At 57.8% G+C, this 13,873-nt stretch carries 17 protein-coding genes and 1 tRNA gene; 5 read left to right on the top strand and 13 right to left on the bottom strand.

Features of this window, described 5'->3' with window-relative positions; genetic code table 11:
* The first annotated feature begins 101 nt into the window (after window positions 1–101).
* Window positions 102–671 (top strand): histidine phosphatase family protein, encoded by a 570-nt coding sequence (locus AC1UKS_RS19080; protein WP_053140575.1) that lies wholly within the window; start codon window positions 102–104, stop codon window positions 669–671.
* Here the strand turns inward: AC1UKS_RS19080 and AC1UKS_RS19085 are convergent.
* Window positions 649–1,560 (bottom strand): LysR family transcriptional regulator, encoded by a 912-nt coding sequence (locus AC1UKS_RS19085; protein ID WP_482434850.1) that lies wholly within the window; start codon window positions 1,558–1,560, stop codon window positions 649–651. The genes AC1UKS_RS19080 and AC1UKS_RS19085 overlap by 23 nt on opposite strands.
* Window positions 1,561–1,652: 92 nt before the next feature.
* Between AC1UKS_RS19085 and AC1UKS_RS19090 the strand changes: the two genes are divergently transcribed.
* A complete protein-coding gene (locus tag AC1UKS_RS19090; protein WP_482434851.1) occupies window positions 1,653–2,468 on the top strand; it encodes an SDR family oxidoreductase in 816 nt (271 codons plus the stop codon).
* 25 nt (window positions 2,469–2,493) lie between these two features.
* Here AC1UKS_RS19090 and AC1UKS_RS19095 read toward each other — a convergent pair whose 3' ends face one another.
* Window positions 2,494–2,802, bottom strand: coding sequence for a type II toxin-antitoxin system RelE/ParE family toxin (locus tag AC1UKS_RS19095; protein ID WP_482434853.1), 309 nt, complete (start codon window positions 2,800–2,802; stop codon window positions 2,494–2,496).
* Between the two features lie 8 nt (window positions 2,803–2,810).
* On the bottom strand, window positions 2,811–3,083 hold the full coding sequence (locus AC1UKS_RS19100) for a type II toxin-antitoxin system Phd/YefM family antitoxin (protein ID WP_053140587.1): 273 nt from the start codon (window positions 3,081–3,083) through the stop codon (window positions 2,811–2,813).
* A 234-nt stretch (window positions 3,084–3,317) separates the two neighbouring features.
* Between AC1UKS_RS19100 and AC1UKS_RS19105 the strand changes: the two genes are divergently transcribed.
* Complete coding sequence (locus AC1UKS_RS19105) at window positions 3,318–4,052, top strand: SDR family oxidoreductase (RefSeq protein ID WP_482434854.1); 735 nt, start codon at window positions 3,318–3,320, stop codon at window positions 4,050–4,052.
* A 29-nt stretch (window positions 4,053–4,081) separates the two neighbouring features.
* On the opposite strand, the gene AC1UKS_RS19110 is transcribed toward AC1UKS_RS19105, so the two are convergent.
* Together AC1UKS_RS19110 and AC1UKS_RS19115 are read right to left on the bottom strand one after the other, a co-directional pair.
* Window positions 4,082–5,017 (bottom strand): AraC family transcriptional regulator, encoded by a 936-nt coding sequence (locus tag AC1UKS_RS19110; protein ID WP_482434855.1) that lies wholly within the window; start codon window positions 5,015–5,017, stop codon window positions 4,082–4,084.
* Window positions 5,010–5,609 (bottom strand): TetR/AcrR family transcriptional regulator, encoded by a 600-nt coding sequence (locus AC1UKS_RS19115; protein WP_482434857.1) that lies wholly within the window; start codon window positions 5,607–5,609, stop codon window positions 5,010–5,012. Before AC1UKS_RS19115 ends, AC1UKS_RS19110 begins: the two co-directional genes overlap by 8 nt.
* A gap of 304 nt (window positions 5,610–5,913) precedes the next feature.
* Between AC1UKS_RS19115 and AC1UKS_RS19120 the strand changes: the two genes are divergently transcribed.
* Both AC1UKS_RS19120 and AC1UKS_RS19125 read left to right on the top strand, forming a co-directional pair.
* Window positions 5,914–6,711, top strand: a complete 798-nt coding sequence (locus AC1UKS_RS19120) for an SDR family NAD(P)-dependent oxidoreductase (RefSeq protein WP_482434858.1) — start codon at window positions 5,914–5,916, stop codon at window positions 6,709–6,711.
* A gap of 195 nt (window positions 6,712–6,906) precedes the next feature.
* Window positions 6,907–6,983 (top strand) — tRNA-Ile (locus AC1UKS_RS19125).
* 186 nt (window positions 6,984–7,169) lie between these two features.
* Here the strand turns inward: AC1UKS_RS19125 and AC1UKS_RS19130 are convergent.
* From AC1UKS_RS19130 to AC1UKS_RS19165, 8 genes are all read right to left on the bottom strand, one after another.
* Window positions 7,170–7,388 (bottom strand): ogr/Delta-like zinc finger family protein, encoded by a 219-nt coding sequence (locus tag AC1UKS_RS19130; protein WP_482434859.1) that lies wholly within the window; start codon window positions 7,386–7,388, stop codon window positions 7,170–7,172.
* A 78-nt stretch (window positions 7,389–7,466) separates the two neighbouring features.
* Window positions 7,467–8,621, bottom strand: coding sequence for a phage late control D family protein (locus tag AC1UKS_RS19135; protein WP_482434860.1), 1,155 nt, complete (start codon window positions 8,619–8,621; stop codon window positions 7,467–7,469).
* A complete protein-coding gene (locus AC1UKS_RS19140) occupies window positions 8,621–9,145 on the bottom strand; it encodes a phage tail protein (protein ID WP_482434861.1) in 525 nt (174 codons plus the stop codon). Before AC1UKS_RS19140 ends, AC1UKS_RS19135 begins: the two co-directional genes overlap by 1 nt.
* A 1-nt stretch (window position 9,146) precedes the next feature.
* A complete protein-coding gene (locus tag AC1UKS_RS19145; protein WP_482434862.1) occupies window positions 9,147–11,585 on the bottom strand; it encodes a phage tail tape measure protein in 2,439 nt (812 codons plus the stop codon).
* On the bottom strand, window positions 11,578–11,700 hold the full coding sequence (locus AC1UKS_RS19150; protein ID WP_053140783.1) for a GpE family phage tail protein: 123 nt from the start codon (window positions 11,698–11,700) through the stop codon (window positions 11,578–11,580). Before AC1UKS_RS19150 ends, AC1UKS_RS19145 begins: the two co-directional genes overlap by 8 nt.
* Before the next feature lie 32 nt (window positions 11,701–11,732).
* A complete protein-coding gene (locus AC1UKS_RS19155; protein ID WP_053140611.1) occupies window positions 11,733–12,011 on the bottom strand; it encodes a phage tail assembly protein in 279 nt (92 codons plus the stop codon).
* A 58-nt stretch (window positions 12,012–12,069) separates the two neighbouring features.
* On the bottom strand, window positions 12,070–12,579 hold the full coding sequence (locus AC1UKS_RS19160; RefSeq protein WP_053140613.1) for a phage major tail tube protein: 510 nt from the start codon (window positions 12,577–12,579) through the stop codon (window positions 12,070–12,072).
* Window positions 12,580–12,589: 10 nt separating this feature from the next.
* The gene (locus tag AC1UKS_RS19165) at window positions 12,590–13,759 is read right to left on the bottom strand and encodes a phage tail sheath protein (RefSeq protein WP_482434863.1); all 1,170 of its coding nucleotides are present in this window, start codon (window positions 13,757–13,759) and stop codon (window positions 12,590–12,592) included.
* Between the last annotated feature and the right edge of the window lie 114 nt (window positions 13,760–13,873).

The raw sequence follows: 13,873 nt of genomic DNA on the forward strand, positions 1-13,873 counted from the left end.
TGAATCCTCGCCCATTGCCGGGCAAATCTTAAAATCAACCCGCTTATTTGTCTTAACCTGAACGTCAGCTTACTCTTGAAAAAAACACCTGAGGGAAGGTAATGACCATAATTCTGATGCGTCACGGCAAGCCGGACCATACGGTGGGCGGCCGCTTACCGGCGCTGGCGATGACAGAGTGGTGTGAAGCCTATGATATGTCGAACGTGCAGGATGGCCCGCCGGATAAGAGTATTCGGGTGGCGGCGATGGCCGACTACGTGGTGACCAGTCCCCTTCCCCGCGCGCGCTCGTCACTGCAAAAGCTGGGGCTGGAACCGGCCTGCATCGATGCGGTATTCAGCGAAGTATCCCTGCCCACCATGCGCCTTGCCTATCCCCACCTTCCTCCATCGCTGTGGCTTTCGTTACTGCGGTTGATGTGGCTGTGCGGCTATGCCGGCTCGGTCGAATCCTTCCAGCAGGCGGAACTGCGCGCCAGTCAGGCCGCTAACCGACTGATTTCCCTGTCGGAGCATGGCAACGTGCTGCTGTTGGGACACGGCATCATGAATAAAATGATCGCCCGCCATCTGCGCAAAGAGGGCTGGCTGGCGGAGAAACATGCCAGCAGCCGGCACTGGAGCGCCGCCATTTATCATCCGCCGGTTATTCCGCCGGGAATGCTTTAACGGGCGACTTCAGCACCTCGATAAAGGCGCTTAACGCCGCAGGCACATGGCGATGGCCAGGATAGTACAGCGCCAGCCCCGGCGAAGGCGGACTCCACTCTTCCAGCACGATTTGCAGCTTGCCGCTCTGTAGCCACGGCTCTGCCACGCTGCTCGGGACATAGGCGATGCCTAACCCCTGCGCCGCCGATTCGACCATCAGTTCCAGATGATCCAGCATCAGCGCGCCCTTCACCTCAATATGCCGTTCCACACCACGACGCGAGAACTCCCAGCGATAGAGCTTGCCGCTGGGTAAGCGAAAGCGAATACATTGATGCGTTAACAGATCGTCGGGCGTGGCAGGTTCGCCGCTTTTCGCGATATAAGCGGGCGAGGCCACGGCAATAAAGCGCAGATCGCCGCCAAACGGCACCGCCACCATATCCTGCGGCACATCCTCCAACAGCCGCACGCCGGCATCAAACTGCTCGCTGACGATATCGATCAACCGCCCTTCGGTCACCACATCCAGCGAAATGGCCGGATAGCGCTGCAAAAAGAGCGGCACAACCCGCTGCAACAGCTGACGGGCAGCGCTCTCGCTGGCATTGATCCGCAAGGTGCCGGTCGGCTGCTGGCGAAATGCCTCCACCGAACTGAGCGCACTCTCCAGCCCTTGCAGCACCGGCTTCAACTGGTTAAGCAACTGCTCGCCGGCTTCGGTGGTCGAGACGCTACGGGTGGTGCGGTGCAGCAACCGCACCGCCATCTTCTCTTCCAGCGCGCGCAGCATATGGCTGAGGGTGGACGGCGATAATCCCAGCTCGTCAGCCGCCTGACGAAAGCTGCGTCGGGTGGCGACCAGCACAAAGGCCTGCAGTGCGGAGAGATCGGGCTTGCTATTCATGGGTCATTTTCACCAACTCATGCATGATTAGACGGATAGTAGCATCAATTCCAGCGGCGTAAGGTTACCTGACACTCAACAGGAGAAACCCCATGTCTAAAACCTGGTTTATTACCGGCACCTCATCTGGCTTCGGCCTGGAAATGACTGAACGCCTGCTGGAACGCGGCGACCGTGTGGCTGCCACCTTGCGCAAACCCGCCGTGCTGCAGGCGTTAAAAGCGCGTTATGGTGAGCAGCTGTGGCTGGCGCAGCTGGATGTGACCGACGCCGAAAGCGTGCGTACGGTCGTCGATCGGGCCTTTGCGGAATTAGGCCGCATTGACGTGGTGGTCAGCAACGCGGGTTACGGGCTGGGCGGCGCCGCCGAAGAGCTGGCGGATGCTCAGATTGAACGCCTGCTGGACACCAATGTGCTCGGCTCGATCCAGCTGATCCGCGCGGCCTTACCGCATCTTCGCCAGCAAGGCGGTGGCCGCATCCTGCAACTCTCTTCGATGGGCGGCCAGATTACTTTCCCAGGACTGAGCCTCTATCACACCAGCAAATTTGCGATGGAAGGCTTTGTCGAAACGGTGGCGCAGGAAGTGGCGGCATTCAACATAGAATTCACGCTGGTTGAGCCTGGCACCGCCCAGACGGGGTTCACCCAGGGAATGGAGATGGCTGAACCGCTGGCGGCTTACGACCACAGCCCAATGCGGCAGCTGATGGAGAACTGGCCGACCGTCGGCGAAGCGAAGAAGATGGTGCGCGAAATGATTGCCTCCGTCGATCGCTCCCCTGCGCCACGTCGACTGACGTTAGGCAGCGATGCCTACACGCTGGTGCATGCCGCGCTGACCGAACGACTGGCGGCGCTGGAAGCGCAGAAAGAGATCGCTTTTTCGACCGATGTGGGGCGCTGATCGGCGTTTCAGAGGAACAGGCAAGTCAAAAAGCGGGTAAAGGAGAATACTTCGCGGGTTCGTCTTTCTGATGTACTACGGCCAGAATCTCAATACCGACTTTGACTACCCGGTAGAAGATTAGGTGGGAGTTGGCAGGGATACTCAGTACGCCGGGACCGATGTCAGCGCTACGGTCCCGGCCCAATGCAGGGTTAGGGTCAAGAATATCCTGCATCGTTGTCCGCAATGCGTTGGCATACAGATCGGCGGTAGTCGCACCAAAATGACGATGTGAATACGCTCTTATGGCGCGGATCTGCGCCCTTGCTTGTGTGGTAAATATGACGGTCATCCTTGAACCTATTCCCCAGCGTGTTTGATTTCTTCTTCAGTAAGGTCGCTGAACACATCGTCAATACTGTGCAACTCGCCACGTTCTGACTGGACGATCGACTCCGCAACCATCGCGCGCAGTTTCATTAGCTTCAACTGCTCATAATCGTGAAAATCTTCAATCGACATCACCACCACTTTAGGTCGGCCATTCTTGGTAATACTGACAGGCTCGCGCTGCGCTTTGCTGATGAGTTCGCCAAACTGGATTTTGGCCTCACTGGCGGTAAAGCTGTGCATACTCACATCCTTCAACAATACAACAGGTACGATTCGTACCGATTCATACCAATCTTAATGCATCGCAGCCACCCGCACCACGCCCACTGTGAAGAAATGCGTACTTCATCAGAGTGTTTCAGAGGAACAGGCAAGCTTCAGAGAGGCCCGGATATTCGCAGCCAGGGGATAAGGCTGTACGCTGAACTTCGCTGACGGACACGCCGTTCAGCAAGCCCTGGTAAGGAGAGTCCTGTGTCTGAACTGAATACTAAAATCGTCGCAATCACCGGTGCCAGCAGTGGCATTGGCGAAGCCACCGCCCGACTGCTGGCGGCCAAAGGCGCGCATGTTTTGCTTGGCGCGCGCCGTACCGATCGTCTGGCGACGGTGGTTGCAGAGATCCGTGCCGCTGGCGGCGAAGCGCATTTCACCTCGCTTGACGTCACCAGCCTCAGCGAGATGGAGCGCTTTATCGCCGAAGCACAACAGCATTTTGGCGGACTGGATGTGCTGATTAATAACGCCGGAGTGATGCCGCTGTCGCCGCTTTCCGCCCGTAAAGTGGACGAGTGGGATCGCATGATTGACGTCAATATCCGTGGCGTTCTCTACGGCATTGCAGCCGCACAACCGCTGATGGAACAGCAGCATCATGGCCATATCATCAATATTTCGTCGATTGGTGGACTGAGCGTCTCGCCAACGGCGGCGGTGTATTGTGCCACCAAGTTCGCGGTGCGGGCGTTATCGGATGGGCTGCGTCAGGAGACGGATAAACTGCGGGTGACGGTGATTTCTCCGGGCGTGGTGACGTCTGAACTGGCGGACAGCATCAGCGACGATTCGGCGCGCGAAGCGATGAAAGCGTTCCGCCGGGTGGCGCTGGAACCGGATGCCATCGCGCGCGCCGTGGTGTATGCGATTGAGCAACCGGCGGACGTGGATGTCAGCGAGATCGTGGTGCGTCCCACCGCCAGCCCCTACTGATCCCCTTAACGCCCTGACCGGCGGGCTTTTTAGCCCGCCATTTCAATGGCGGGTTCCAGCCGCAGGATTTCTTTCATATACAGCGCTTCCTGAACCGGGCTACGGCCAAAGAAACGTTTAAACTCACGGCTGAACTGCGAAGGACTTTCGTAACCAACTTCCGCTGACGCCGTGGCCGCAGACATTCCGCCCCGCACCATCAACAATCGGGCCTGATGCAGCCGGGTGGATTTCAGGTACTGAATGGGGGAGCTTTGGGTCACCGTTTTAAAATGGGCATGGAAAGTAGCAACGCTCATGCCCACTTCGCTTGCCAGATCGGCCACCTCAAAATGCTCGCTGTAGCGGTTTTGCAGAATATGTAAGGCCCGCGCAATCTGCGCAAAATACCCCTGCTGCGCCAGCGCCGCCCGCAAGGTGTTCCCCTGATCGCCGACCAGCACCCGGTAGTAAATCTCCCGCACGATCCCCGCGCCCAGCACCTGACTGTCCTGTGGCGAACTCAACACCTCCAGCAGACGGATCACGCTGTCACCCAACGCCTCATCCAGCGGCGACGAGAGCATGCTGACCGCGTCATGACGGCGGGGAACCGGCAATGTTAAGGTCAGCAGCAAATCGGCCAGCACCGTAAAATCCAGCCTGAGCGCCACGGCCAGCATCGGCTCTTCCGCGCTGGCATCGGTCTGACTGATAAAGGGCAGCGGTACCGCGACCACCAGAAAATGCTGAGCATCATAAACATAGACCTCATCCCCCAAATAACCGCGCTTGCATCCCTGGCAGACGATGACAATCGAGGGTTCATACAGCACCGGCGTATGGTCCAGCGGCCGATCGGAACGCAGCAGGCGCACATCATCCAGCGCGGATCGGGTATAGCCGTTATTGGGGGCCAGTTTGGCGATCAGCGCGGCCATTTTTTTGCGCCGTTGCTCGGTTTTCAGCGCCTGATTGTCAGCCATGCGCATCACCGTTCAGGCCCAGCCGACGCTTAAGCTGGCTGCGGGAATCCGCCAGCAACTGCTCAGCCACCGCGTCATCCTGAATGGCTCGCGCCAGCGCCATCGCGCCAATCAACTCAGCCAGCGCCGAGGAGGCCAGAGACTGCGGCTGTGGATGCCCCATCGCTTGTAGCGAACGGGCAATCAGCACCTGCATTTCCTGAATCCCAAGCGTAAAGCGTGCCCGCGCCTCATCCGGTAAGCGGCTGGCTTCCCCCGCCAGCGATGGCATCGGGCAATTGTGCTCCGGTGCGTTGCGGGCTTCAGGGGAAAGGTAGAGATCGATTAGACGAGTCAGCCGCGCAGCGCCTTCCGGCAGCGGTGACAAGGCATTCAGCCGTTCGCCGGTTTCGTTAAACATCCGGTCGATAACGTTCGCCACCAGATCATCACGCGAGGTGAAGTGCGCATAAAACCCACCGTGCGTCAGCCCGACGCGCTTCATCAGCGCCGCCACACCGATGCCCTCGGTGCCCACGACGCGCATGATGGCGGCCGCTTCGTCCAGGATTCGCTGACGGGTGCGTTCTTTATGGGTGATGACTTCTGACATGAGGCCTCCGGGGCGGGATCGGTAATCGGCTTGCGCTGACTTGTGCGGTTAAACGCGTAAGCCGGATACAGGCAGTTTAGCTCAGCAGTTAAAAGGATATGACTATCATAATAATTATTATGACCGTCATATTCAATGTGGCGTTGGGCGGTGCGCGCCTATCTTAATGAAAGCGCTACATAAAATTTTTTGGATGGACGAAAGACGGGGTAAATCGGCATTTTGGCGCTATTGACAGTAAATATGATGACCATCATATTGAGCCTCAACACCAAATGATAACCATCATATTCAGGAGAGCATCATGACCATTTCGAACGCATCTAAAGGTACAGCAGCGATCACCGGCGCATCGGCAGGGATTGGGGCTTTCTACGCACAACGCCTGGCCCAGCGCGGCTACGACCTGTTGCTGATTGCACGCGATAAAACGAAACTTGAGGCGCTGGCCGCAAAATTATCCTCAGATTACGACGTGAAAGCTGAAGTGCTGACCGCCGATCTGATCGATCAACAGGATCTGGCGCGCGTCGAACAACGGCTGAGCAGCGATGCCAACATCACGCTGCTGGTGAATAACGCGGGGATGACCGTCGCCGGTGACTTCCTCGATAACGACATCGACAGCGTACAGCGGATGATCATCCTTAACGTGCTCGCCCCTACCCGACTGGCGCATGCGGCGGCGAACGCCTTTAAGGACCGCAAACAGGGCACGATTATCAACATCGCTTCAGTGCTTTCGCTGGTGCATGAAATGTCCAACGGCGTGTACAACGGCACCAAATCCTTCGTGCTGAACTTCAGCCGTTCGCTGGAAGCGTCGCTGCAACCTCACGGCGTGCGTGTGCAGGCCGTGCTGCCGGGATTAACCCGCACCGAAATCTTCGAACGCTCCGGCCGTTCCGCCGACGAGCTGCCGGCGCATATGCTGATGGAAGTCGACACCATGGTGGATGCAGCGCTGGCCGGACTGGATTTAGGCGAGAGCGTGACCATCCCATCGCTGGAAAAATACGAAAACTGGGAAGCCTACGATGCCGCCCGCGCCGCGCTGCTGCCGGATTTATCGCTGAGCCAGTCTGCATCTCGCTATCGCTAAAGGGATGCTGGGGGCGGGGAACGATTACTCTGGATGGGGATCGCTTTGGCTTGGTGACGTAGCGGAAACCGTTGTCGGGACAAGGGCAAGAGGCGAAGAGGTTGTTATTCCACCCGTTTTCCTGGTTGGAAATTAGCCAACCGGATGATAACTGCTGGATTGCACCACCGAGTTACATTATAATCCTGCGCCTCAGGCCCCATAGCTCAGTTGGTTAGAGCACGCGACTCATAATCGCTTGGTCACTGGTTCAAGTCCAGTTGGGGCCACCAAATTTTACCTGTTAAATCAGGACATTAAGCCACCTTTTAGAGGGTGGCTTTTTTGTTTACACAGTGTCATGTCCCCTTTTTGTCCCCCCATAATTTTTTCGCCTCTTACTTCCCGCCTTTTTACAGATGACCTGATGCACAAATGTCTTTGTTCAAATGAAAAAAAACCCGCTTTCGCGGGCTGTATTAGTGAAGCAATGATGGCTGCTGTTCGTTATGCGCGAAGATTGGAACTTTGTTGATCTGCCCGGGGGAAACAATAACCCCTGATATGCTTTCATGAGTTTTGAAGGTACAACTGCAATTGATGTTCTGGCACTGGTGATAACGTTCTTTAGTCTCGCGCGAGATGTAGCGGCTGCTTTTGGCATGGGCAGCGGTCTGGCAAAGCGGGCAATGCATCATTAATAAGCTCTCCTTTTCGGTATACCCCTTATTAGACTAAATCTATTTATAAAACAACTTTTTTCGCATTAATCTAATTCACTCATTATCTTCAGCCTGATATTCCACATCGGATAAAAGCACCTCTAAATCCAGTGTCGTCGTATAGCCGCTGCCGTTAAGACTGTGCGTCACCTTACTGATTAGCCAGGGCTGCGCGTCGATCACCGCCTTAAATCCACTGACCCTGACCGGCGTTTCCGGGAACAGGTCAGCCCGCCCCATAGCAAGCGTCACCGAAAACTCGGCAACCCCTCGCTGTAGCTTGTCCCACCTGGCCTTTGCGGCCCGCATGGCGGTGGCTTTGGTGGCGTAAACCGTGGTCAGCGCAAACACATTATCTTCGGTGCCGGCCAGATAATCCCCCTCCGGGGCTTCCGGCGTTTTTGCAGCGGCCTTTTTCTTTTTCGCCGCCGGATGCTCCAGGGCGCGAAGGTGTTTTTCCTTCGGTACGCGCTTTACCTTTACCTTTTTCGGCTTTGGATCTTTGGTATGCAGCCAGCTGGCCGTTACGCCGGTGTATGCACCCCGGTCGGCAATACTGAAGGTGTGCCGGTCGCCGTCCTGACGCGTGATCGTCAGCTGCGGAATGGGCTTACCGCTCGCCGTCACGCCGCTGCCGGGGCGCAGAAACAGCAGCCGCCCGGCCTTGATAGCGGCCACTGCGCCATACAGCGAGGCAAGCCGCGTCAAAAACTTCGTGTCAGTTTCCTGCGTCTGGTCAATATGGGCGACCGGCAGCGCCGCAAAGCCGTCGGCCAGCATGGGTTTCAGGCTGTTACGCTCCGCAATCTGCGTTACCACTTTGCCCAGGGTGGTGTCGTGATAGGAAACCTCCCGGCGGGAATTCAGCGTACCGCGAAAATCCACGCTGCGCGCCCGGATAACCATCGTGTCAGGCGCGCCGTGATGCTCAACCTCATCAACGGTGAATTCTCCCTTGCCGATAAGTGCCTGGCCTTTCCAGCCCAGATACAGCTTTATCACCGCCCCGCGCACCGGCATTGCCAGTTGCCCGTCCGCATCGTCCAGCTCAAGGTCGAGCTGATCGGCGTCAAAGCCGCGGTTATCGGTCAGCGTGAGGGAGATAAGCCGGTCGCGGATATTGGCGGTAATGTCTTTTGCATTCACTGTCAGCAGGAAGTCAGGCTGTATCTGCGCCCCGGCCTGCACGGGTAACCCGGTAACGGCCATCACAGCAGCCCGCCCACGGTTGAGATAATGCCGCTGGCGGCAGATTTTGCGTTACTGATGGCGGACGTAATCTGGCCGGGCAGGTTGTTAACGCCGCTCACAAGCCCGTCGGCCTGCTTTTTCAGGTCGCCAAACATTGACGTTAGTGATTCATCCACGCGTTTCAGGCTCAGGGTAAACTGAATTTTTTGGGCGCTGCCGTTGCTCAGAAACTCGCTGTGCGTTGCCGAAAAGCTTTCCGCCACGTACATGCCGTAAATCGTGCCGTTGCCGCCAATCAGCGGCCAGGCGCGCCCCTCGTCAGCCATCACCTTGAGCGTCAGCAGGGAGATCGCGCCGCCGGTCACCTCCGGGCGTAGCTCGCCGGTAAGGGTTATTTTCTCATCACCCACGCCAATAAACTGCGCCGACGCCCTTTGCCCGACGCGGCTGTTAGTCGGCCAGCGGTAATCAACGCTTTGCTGCAACTCGGAATAAGGCAGCGTCTGGCGCATGAACGGCATCATGCCGTAAATCATCATCATGTTATTCCCACCCCATTTTACTGCGTTGCTGTGCCTGCCGGTTACGGTCGTTTCGTTCCTGATGCTGCGCCATCAGCGCCAGCGCGTCGTCTTTGGTCATACCCGGATGCATATGGATGTCATACTGGTAGCTGTTCTGACTCTGATCGTTATATCCGCCCCCTGCCGCCGGTGACGATACCGGCTTATAGTCCGGGCCGTTGTCGGCCAGTATCCACGGCAGGCCGTTCGGCGCGACCGGGTCGTGGTCGGGAATCTTGTCCTTCAGCCCGTCAGATTTACTGTCGATAACGCCGAGCTTATCCAGTACCCAGCTGATCCCGCTCATCAGCTGGTCGAGCGCCTGACCGGGGATTTTCAGCGCATCGGCAAGATTTTTGCCAAACGTCTTGCCCATATCCCCGGCGTTTTTAAGCTCTGTCTGCGTGGACTTCACCGGATCCAGCAGCTTTGTAAACCAGTTCCACAGGTCTTTAAGCTTGTCACCCAGCCAGTTAAAGGCGGGTTGCAGCGAGATAAAGGCGTCGCTTATCGGGCCTGCCGCTGCGGTAAAGCCTTCAGCAACGCCGGAAATAAACGCCTTAATCGGCTCCCAGTATTTACGGATAAGCAGCGCACCGGCGACGACTGCGGCAACCACAAGCACCACCGGCAACGTAAGCGCGCCCAGTGCGGCAGTAATGGCACCGCCCGCCACGCTGAATGCGGTGCCGAGCAACCCCGCGCCCGCGATAAGCGCATTCACACCGGCCATCACCGGCCACGCGACCAGCCCGATAGCACCGAGCGCGCCCACAAAAATCAGGCCCGCCGTCGCGGCTTTGGCAATACCCGAAGACAGGGCGGGATTTTTCTGTATCCAGCTGTCCACGGTCAGCAAAAACTTCGTGCTGTCCTGCGTCAGCTTTCTGAGGCTGGCATCAAGCTGATCGTACAGGTCGGTGCCGATAGCCTCCTGCGCCGACTGTAATTCCTTAAAGTCGCCGCCGAGGTTGTCCTGCTGCACCTTGACCAGTTTTTCCGTGCTGCCGTCAGATCCCTGAAACGTTTTAGTCAGGTCGTCCAGTAATCCGCTGGCTGCACTCTGCATCAGCGTGACCGCAGAGGATGCGGCTTCTTCCCCGAAGATGGTTTTCAGGTACTCGGCCTGCTGCGCAGTACCCAGCTTGTTTTTCTCAAAGGATTTCTGCATCTCCTTCAGAATGGTGAAGAACGGCCGCATGTTGCCTTTGCTGTCGGCGGTCTTTACGCCCAGCTCCTTGATTGCCTTGAACGCCTGTCCGGTCGGTGCCTGGACGCGCAGCAGCATGGCGCGCACGCCCGTCCCGGCCATGCTGCCGGTTGTGCCCGCCTTTGCCAGCGCACCAATCATGGCCGTGGTCTGCTCAACGCTCACCCCCGCGTTTTTGGCGACAGGGGCGATATAGGTCAGCGCATCATTCAGCCCGTCAAAATCGGCGGCGGTCTTGTTAAGCGTCGCGGATATCACGTCGCCCAGGTGCGCCACCTGACCGTTAGCCAGTCCGAAGGCGTTCTTCGTGCTCATCAGGAGTTTGGCGCTTTCCTCCATCGTGCGGTTATTGGCCAGCGACATATTCAGCGTGACCGGCGTTGCGGCCTTGATATCGTCAACCGATCCGCCCGACTTGGCGATGATGATCTGCGCCAGCGCGGCATCGTTCGCGGAGGCCGCAGTGTTATCGCCAATGCTGCGCGCCTGCGTTTTAAGCGACTTGAAATCATCGGAATTTTTATCCAAACCGAGCGTCGCCTGAAGCGTGGAATTAGCCTGGGCAAATTCGTATCCGGGGCGCAGTACCGACGTCGCGGCAATCGCGCCGACGGTTGCCGCACCCACACCGGCAGCACCGGCATTGCGAATCCTGCCGGATAATTCCTGGCCTTTGCGGTAGCGATCGCTGATGTGGTTCAGCCGCTCCTGCTGTTGGGCAAGACGCTGTAGTTCCTGCTTCTGGCGGCTCAGGCTGACCGTTGCCTGCCCGGCGGCACTCTTCAGCCGCTGCTGTTCGCTGCTTAGTTTTTTGGTGGAAATCCCGGCAGCGTTCAGCGCCTCACGCTGCTGCTGCACCGACAGGCGCAGGCTGTTGCTTTTGGTTTGCAGCTCGCCTGCGGCCTGACGGGCTTTTTCCAGCGCGCGGGCCTGCGCCGTGGTGGGCTTTTCCGTGTTGCGAAACTGCACGGCCAGTGCGGCCGCTTCAGCTTTGGCGTCTTTGAGCTTTTGCTGCGTGACCGCCAGCTGGCCGCTTGTCTTACGAAAGCCGTCAATCTTCGCCGCCTGCGCATCGAGCGCCTTGATGCTGTCGCGCGTTTCGCGGATATCGCCGGAAAGCTTGCGGGTCTGGTTCTGAATGGCTTTAAACGGGCGCGTCGCCTGGTCTACCGCCTTAAGCAGCACCTGTAGTTTCAGGTTGTTACTCATCGGGTTTTACTCCGCTGCGGATCATCGCCTTGTGCCGCCAGTCAAGCAGCTCGTCCAGCTGCATGGCGTACATTTCAGAAGGGGGCCAGTGAAAAACGGTGGCGATATCGGCCATCAGGTCGTTAACGGTCATACCGCCGGGCCAGCTTACTCGTCCGATTTCGGCGACAAAAAACCGATCACCTTGCCCGCCAGTGAAATCAGGTCGGCAGGGTCAAGGTTCATACACTCGGCCTTCGTCAGTGCGGGCAGCGTGATGCGCGGCAGCACGGTGATCAGCGCGTCCACGTCCGAGCCAGCCAGATCGGCAAGGCGGGTGCCGCGTAGCGCGCCGGAATTAGGCTTAATCACCTCAAGGGTTTTGATTTCCAGCTCGCCACGCATAACCGGGGTTTCCAGGGTAACGACGTTTTCTTTCAGTTCCATTTTTTTCTCTGCTCAGTTCGGAGGGGGGTAGGGCCAGCGACGGGCGCTGGCATAAGGGTTAAACGAGGCCGATATTTTTACGGCGCTGCTCCAGACGGTCGGTGCCGTTGACCTTCTCAACCATGTTGAGGGTGTCGATTTCAATCAGCTCCTTGCCGTTAAAGGTCAGTTTGTAATAGGTGGATTTGGTGGTGATTTTGGTTTCGGTGTCCTCGCCCTGCTTGGCCTCGCCAAAATCAAACGCCTGGTGCTTACCGCGCACCTCAATTTCTACCGCGATTTCCTCGCCGGTGTCGTCGCGCTGGTAAGAGCCGGTAAAGCGCAGCGGTACGGATCCCGCACCCCACTGCGACAGCACCAGCTCATCAATCCCGCCAATGCTCCATTCCATATCCAGCGCGTCGTCGTCGAGGCCCATATCAATATGCGCTGCGCCGCTCATGCCACCGCCCCGGAACGGATCCAGCTTGCGGGAGAGTTTCGGCAGCGTAACGCTGGTGACAACGCCCTGATAGCTGTTGGAATCGTTAAAGAGGTTCATCCCCTTGAGTTTTCTTGGCAATGCCATTGTTCAGTCCTCAGCTGTTAACGGACGCGGCGAAGTTCGCCAGATAGGTATCGGTGATGCGCTGGCGCAGCGTCAGGTCTTCCAGCGGCGGCACCGGCGTGTAGTCATAATCAATAAAGAGCTTGCCCGCCTTCAGGGTGTCTTTATCATTGGCGGCTTCGTCATACCAGCAGGACGCGCCCAGCAGATAACCGGCGTTAACCAGTTCGCGGAATTTGGCGTTAATGCCCGCGATAATCTCGCGCACCAGTACCGGCGTCAGCGGCTTGTCAACGGCCCACATGTGCGCCTCTGCCATCGTGTCGGCCAGCACCTGCGCGGTGCGGGTGTAGTTTTCAAACGCAAAAAGCGGATCGTCGCTACAGGTACGGTTTCCCCAGAAACGAAAACCATCTTTACGGATAAGCGTGGTCACACAGGCCTGATTCAACAGGTCGGCATCGGTGCCGGTCTGTTGCAAATCCCAGAACACCCCGGCAGAAATGCCGGTCACGCCGTTAACGCCAACGTTCGACAGGGTTTTATGCCAGCCGGTGTCGTTGTCGATTTTGGCGCGCAGGCCCAGCGCACGCGCGTTGGCGTAGGCGGTTTCTGAGGCGTTGGCGGTGGTGCTCCATGCGATAAAGTCCGGCCAGATAACCATCAGCTCGCGCTGGTTGAAGTTCTCGCGATACTTCATGGCGTCCGAAATGGTTTTACAGCCCCACGCGCAAACGTAGGCGAAGGCGCGCAGCTGCTGCGCAATACTGGCAAGCGCGGTCGCAACCTCCAGCGAGTCGAGGCCCGGCACGCCGAGAATGCGCGGCTTAACGTCGAGTTGGGTCTGCGCACTCAGCAGCGCCTTCATGCCGGTGTACTGGCCGTTTTCGTCAGTGGTGCCGATTATATTGGAGATGGTTTCCGCATCGGTCGCCCCTTCAGCCACGCGTACCACGACGGTGACGGGTTTAGCCTGGTCAGCAATCGCCTGCAAAGATGCTCCCAGCGTGCCTTTCTTACCGGCCTTGCCGATGGCAGACAGTACGTTAGTTAACAAAACGGGCGTGTTTAACGGGAACGCGGTCGCATCCGCATCCTCGGCGGTACAGACCAGCCCGACGATGGCGGTGGAGACGGTGGAAATGGTGCGCGTGCCGTCGTTGATTTCGACGACCCGGACACCGTGATGATAATCAGACATCTGATGCACTCCGTGAATTGGGTGTGCTCAGATTGCCCGCTCGGGCGGGGCGATGCATGCGGTTGCGGTTTGCTGAAGAATGACCGGACAAAAGCCTGTCCGGCCAGCATGACT

The organism is Erwinia sp. AK-PDG3-5, from assembly GCF_056821705.1.

Excerpts from the sequence above, each read along its gene's own strand:
- AC1UKS_RS19080 (WP_053140575.1), top strand. The coding sequence starts at position 102 with ATGACCATAATTCTGATGCGTCACGGCAAGCCGGACCATACGGTGGGC.
- AC1UKS_RS19085 (WP_482434850.1), bottom strand. The coding sequence starts at position 1,560 with ATGAATAGCAAGCCCGATCTCTCCGCACTGCAGGCCTTTGTGCTGGTC.
- AC1UKS_RS19090 (WP_482434851.1), top strand. The coding sequence starts at position 1,653 with ATGTCTAAAACCTGGTTTATTACCGGCACCTCATCTGGCTTCGGCCTG.
- AC1UKS_RS19095 (WP_482434853.1), bottom strand. The coding sequence starts at position 2,802 with ATGACCGTCATATTTACCACACAAGCAAGGGCGCAGATCCGCGCCATA.
- AC1UKS_RS19100 (WP_053140587.1), bottom strand. The coding sequence starts at position 3,083 with ATGCACAGCTTTACCGCCAGTGAGGCCAAAATCCAGTTTGGCGAACTC.
- AC1UKS_RS19110 (WP_482434855.1), bottom strand. The coding sequence starts at position 5,017 with ATGGCTGACAATCAGGCGCTGAAAACCGAGCAACGGCGCAAAAAAATG.
- AC1UKS_RS19115 (WP_482434857.1), bottom strand. The coding sequence starts at position 5,609 with ATGTCAGAAGTCATCACCCATAAAGAACGCACCCGTCAGCGAATCCTG.
- AC1UKS_RS19120 (WP_482434858.1), top strand. The coding sequence starts at position 5,914 with ATGACCATTTCGAACGCATCTAAAGGTACAGCAGCGATCACCGGCGCA.
- AC1UKS_RS19130 (WP_482434859.1), bottom strand. The coding sequence starts at position 7,388 with ATGATGCATTGCCCGCTTTGCCAGACCGCTGCCCATGCCAAAAGCAGC.
- AC1UKS_RS19135 (WP_482434860.1), bottom strand. The coding sequence starts at position 8,621 with ATGGCCGTTACCGGGTTACCCGTGCAGGCCGGGGCGCAGATACAGCCT.
- AC1UKS_RS19140 (WP_482434861.1), bottom strand. The coding sequence starts at position 9,145 with ATGATGATGATTTACGGCATGATGCCGTTCATGCGCCAGACGCTGCCT.
- AC1UKS_RS19145 (WP_482434862.1), bottom strand. The coding sequence starts at position 11,585 with ATGAGTAACAACCTGAAACTACAGGTGCTGCTTAAGGCGGTAGACCAG.
- AC1UKS_RS19150 (WP_053140783.1), bottom strand. The coding sequence starts at position 11,700 with ATGGCCGATATCGCCACCGTTTTTCACTGGCCCCCTTCTGAAATGTAC.
- AC1UKS_RS19155 (WP_053140611.1), bottom strand. The coding sequence starts at position 12,011 with ATGGAACTGAAAGAAAACGTCGTTACCCTGGAAACCCCGGTTATGCGT.
- AC1UKS_RS19160 (WP_053140613.1), bottom strand. The coding sequence starts at position 12,579 with ATGGCATTGCCAAGAAAACTCAAGGGGATGAACCTCTTTAACGATTCC.
- AC1UKS_RS19165 (WP_482434863.1), bottom strand. The coding sequence starts at position 13,759 with ATGTCTGATTATCATCACGGTGTCCGGGTCGTCGAAATCAACGACGGC.